Here is a 3,635-nt window from a genome sequence, read left to right as displayed (position 1 = left end):
GGGGTTAGGGCACCCCCTCCGGGGAACCGGCCTAGGTGGGGGATTATAACCACGGCGGCGGAGCCGCCGAGGACGATCAGGTCGGCCAGGGAGACCTTCTTGGCGCCCGAGTTGAACTCGCCCTGGATGTTCTCCAGGGTGCGCAGGACCTGGGCGAGCTCGTCCGGGTCGTTGACCTCCCAGCCGCGCTGCGGCTGAAGGCGGATACGGGCGCCGTTCGCTCCGCCGCGCTTGTCGCTGCCGCGGAAGGTGGACGCCGAAGCCCACGCGGTGGACACCAGTTGCGCGACGGACAAGCCGGACTCGAGGAGCTTGGTCTTGAGGACCGCGACGTCCTCGGCGTCGATGGCCTCGCCCTGGGCCTCGGGCAGCGGGTCCTGCCACAGCAGGGTCTCCGCCGGGACCTCCGGGCCGAGATACAGGGACTTCGGTCCCAGGTCACGGTGGGTGAGCTTGTACCAGGCGCGGGCGAAGGCGTCCCCGAACTCGGCCGGGTTCTCGTGGAAGCGCTTCGAGATCGGGCCGTAGATCGGGTCGAAGCGCAGCGAGAGGTCCGTCGTGAGCATCGTGGGCAGACGCTTCTTCGACGGGTCGTGCGCGTCGGGGATGATCTCCTGCGCGTCCTTGGCCACCCACTGGTTGGCGCCGGCCGGGGACTGGGTCAGCTCCCACTCGTAGCCGAAGAGGATGTCGAAGAAGTCGTTGCTCCACTGAGTGGGCTTGGTGGTCCAGGTGACCTCCAGACCACTGGTGATCGCGTCACCGCCCTTGCCGGTGCCGTAGGTCGACTTCCAGCCCAGGCCCTGCTGCTCCATCGAGGCGGCCTCGGGGTCGTTGCCGACGGCGTCGGCGGGGCCGGCGCCGTGGGTCTTGCCGAAGGTGTGACCACCGGCGATCAGGGCGACGGTCTCCTCGTCGTTCATCGCCATGCGGCGGAACGTCTCGCGGATGTCGCGGGCCGCGGCGATCGGGTCCGGGTTGCCGTTCGGGCCCTCGGGGTTGACGTAGATCAGACCCATCTGGACGGCGCCGAGCGGGTTCTCCAGCTCACGGTCGCCGGTGTAGCGCTGATCGTCGAGCCAGGTGGTCTCGGGACCCCAGTACACGTCCTCGTCGGCCTCCCAGACGTCGGCGCGGCCGCCGCCGAAGCCGAACGTCTCGAAGCCCATCGTCTCCAGGGCGACGTTTCCGGTGAGGATGAGGAGGTCGGCCCAGGAGATGGACTGGCCGTACTTCTTCTTGACCGGCCACAGCAGACGGCGGGCCTTGTCGAGGTTGCCGTTGTCCGGCCAGCTATTCAGAGGGGCGAAGCGCTGCTGACCACGGCCGCCACCACCGCGGCCGTCGCTGATGCGGTAGGTGCCGGCGCTGTGCCAGGCCATACGGATCATCAGCGGGCCGTAGTTGCCGAAGTCCGCGGGCCACCAGTCCTGCGAGGTGGTCAGCACCTCGGCGATGTCCCGCTTCACGGCCGCCAGGTCGAGGCCGGCGAACGCCTGCGCGTAGTCGAACTCCGCACCGAGCGGGCTGGCGACCACGGGGTCCTTGGCGAGGATCTTCAGGTTGAGCCGTTCCGGCCACCACTGACGGTTGCCGCCACCCTGGGTGGGGTGCGCGGCGCGACCGTGGGCGACCGGGCAGCCGCCCGACTCCTCGGTCTTCGCGTCGGTCACGATGGCATCGTGGTTCTCGGACATGGCGATCCTTCTGGAGAGTGGACCAAAGAGATGGGTCAGGTACTTGCTCACGCATCACGAGAAACGGGCAGAACGGAGTCCGGCAGGTGACCTCGCCCCGCGCTTCGTTGCTCAGTGGCCGTCGAACACCGTCCGGTGACGCAGGCGGAGGACTGTTCTTCACGAGCGTGTCGTGGAGACCGGCGCTCGCTGGTAGAAGCGGCTGGCGGGGACCAGTACTGTCCCTGTCGGGTCTTCGCCGTTCCCCCACGAGCCCCGGGCGCGTGGGGGGCCTCGAGGGCACCAGCGGAGCGATCTCCGCTCGGAGGTGGTGAGAAGTCAGGTCCGAGCGCGGGCTCCTGTGCCCGGCGCATCGACGTCACGCACCGCCGTGTCCGGCTCTGCCCGTGGCGTCTCGCGCTCATCAGGGTTCAGCGCGAGAAAAACGAAGCCCGCGAGTGCACCGCCGACACCTTGAGCTATGAGATATACCCACAGCGACGACCAGGAGAACAATCCGGCCACAGAACCGCCCACGGCAACAGCCGGGTTGAAGACCCCTCCTGATATGCCCCCCACTGCCACCGCACCTGCGAGGACGGTAAAACCAATGGCCAGGCCGTAGAAGGAATTCTGCGGGTGGTCGCTGCTGGTGGCGACATTGAGAACCACGTAGGCCAGCATGAAGGTCAAAAGTGCTTCCGCTACGAGAGCTGCTCCGATCTGACGCCCCGACAAGGAGACGGCTGTCACCTCATCCGGATCGACGACCCAGCGACCGATCAGTCCTCCCACTAGTCCGCCCGCCACCTGTGCCACCACGTAAGCCATGGCCTCACCCCCCTTGATGCGGCCTCTCACGAAGACGCCGAGCGTGACAGCCGGGTTGAAGTGAGCACCCGAGACATGGCCTCCGGCATACACCATCACCATGAGGGACGCGCCAATCGCCAAGGGCGCGAGGGCCGCATTGGACAGTACTGTCGCGGTGATGGTGAAAACCAGGAATAACGCGCCGATGAATTCAGCTAACGGTTTACGCAAAGCTATCCCTTTCGGGTGTTGAGTGGTCATGGGTTCCGGTTCCGCAGCTCACAGACGACACAAAAGGACTTGTGGCGGCCCGCAACGTTGAACCAGCGGTTCCGACCAACACCCTAGGGGGGATTGGCAGATCTCTCATCGGTCGAGCTCTTACGAAACACTGACATCGTTTCCCGCCGGGCGGAGGGCCGGCAACGGATCACGTCACAAGAGGCCCGGCAATCGACGAGGAACCGCATCAGCTCCCTTCGGCCCCCTGCGCCGGGCGAAGCGGTGCTGGAGAAGGGGCAGCTGGTGCTGCACCTTCAGGGCTGGCGGGACTACGCGACGCCCACCACCGCCGAGTGCAGGCAGCTGGACGGCACCCTGGCCACCGGGGCCCCGGTGGCCCACCTCGCCCAGGGCTCCGCGGCGTACGGCTTTCGGGTGATGCGCCTGGTCATAAGCGTGATTGCGGCCCAGGTGATCAGGCTCTCGGAGTGCTGGACGAGTCGTTCCCAGTCCCGGGCGTGACGGCGGGCGTGCATGATCCAGGCCAGCGACCTCTCCACGACCCACCTGCGGGGCAGGACGACGAATCCGGAGGTGTCCTTGGGGTGGCTGACGGTCTTGATCGTGAGGTTGAGGTGCCGTTTGGCCCAGGTCACGAGCTTGCCCGCATAGGCGCGGTCGGCCCAGCGGCCATCGTCGACCGCCTCACCTTCAACGGCACCATCATCGAGACCGGCACCGACTCCTACCGGCTCGCCGGCACACGAGCCCGAGCCGAGGAACCCGCCAAGGCCGGCTGACGACTGTGGCTTCCTGCTCGATGGCTCGCCCACCCGAGGGGGGCGATCCATCAGAGACTGGTTTGGACTGACGATTAGTTTTGCGCCGTGGGGGGGCGGCGCCCGGCGGGAGAAAAGCACCGGC

General features: G+C 67.2%; 3 protein-coding genes and 2 pseudogenes. 2 read left to right on the top strand and 3 right to left on the bottom strand.

Going from position 1 to position 3,635, the window contains the following annotated elements; translation table 11 throughout:
* On the bottom strand, positions 1–1,697 hold a 1,697-nt coding region (katG, locus tag ACFXB5_RS47525; RefSeq protein ID WP_385220661.1), incomplete at its 3' end, for a catalase/peroxidase HPI.
* Positions 1,698–2,015: 318 nt separating this feature from the next.
* Positions 2,016–2,750 (bottom strand): MIP/aquaporin family protein, encoded by a 735-nt coding sequence (locus ACFXB5_RS47520; protein WP_385220658.1) that lies wholly within the window; start codon positions 2,748–2,750, stop codon positions 2,016–2,018.
* A gap of 264 nt (positions 2,751–3,014) precedes the next feature.
* On the opposite strand from ACFXB5_RS47520, the gene ACFXB5_RS47515 reads away from it, so the two are divergent.
* The gene (locus ACFXB5_RS47515; protein ID WP_385220655.1) at positions 3,015–3,233 is read left to right on the top strand and encodes a hypothetical protein; all 219 of its coding nucleotides are present in this window, start codon (positions 3,015–3,017) and stop codon (positions 3,231–3,233) included.
* Here ACFXB5_RS47515 and ACFXB5_RS47510 read toward each other — a convergent pair.
* Positions 3,143–3,397 (bottom strand): annotated as a pseudogene (locus ACFXB5_RS47510) (transposase); the annotation flags it as partial. The gene ACFXB5_RS47515 and the pseudogene ACFXB5_RS47510 sit on opposite strands and share 91 nt — an antisense overlap.
* On the opposite strand from ACFXB5_RS47510, the pseudogene ACFXB5_RS47505 reads away from it, so the two are divergent.
* Positions 3,398–3,511, top strand: a pseudogene (locus ACFXB5_RS47505) (AAA family ATPase); the annotation flags it as partial.
* Between the last annotated feature and the right edge of the window lie 124 nt (positions 3,512–3,635).

It is taken from the genome of Streptomyces sp. NPDC059455 (assembly GCF_042750115.1).
GTDB lineage: Bacteria > Actinomycetota > Actinomycetes > Streptomycetales > Streptomycetaceae > Streptomyces > Streptomyces endocoffeicus.
Note: the sequence above shows the minus strand (reverse complement) of the source record. Positions and strands in the feature narration are given on the sequence as shown.

Bases quoted from the DNA above. Each gene is read 5' to 3' on its own strand.
- ACFXB5_RS47520 (WP_385220658.1), bottom strand. From the start codon at position 2,750: ATGACCACTCAACACCCGAAAGGGATAGCTTTGCGTAAACCGTTAGCT.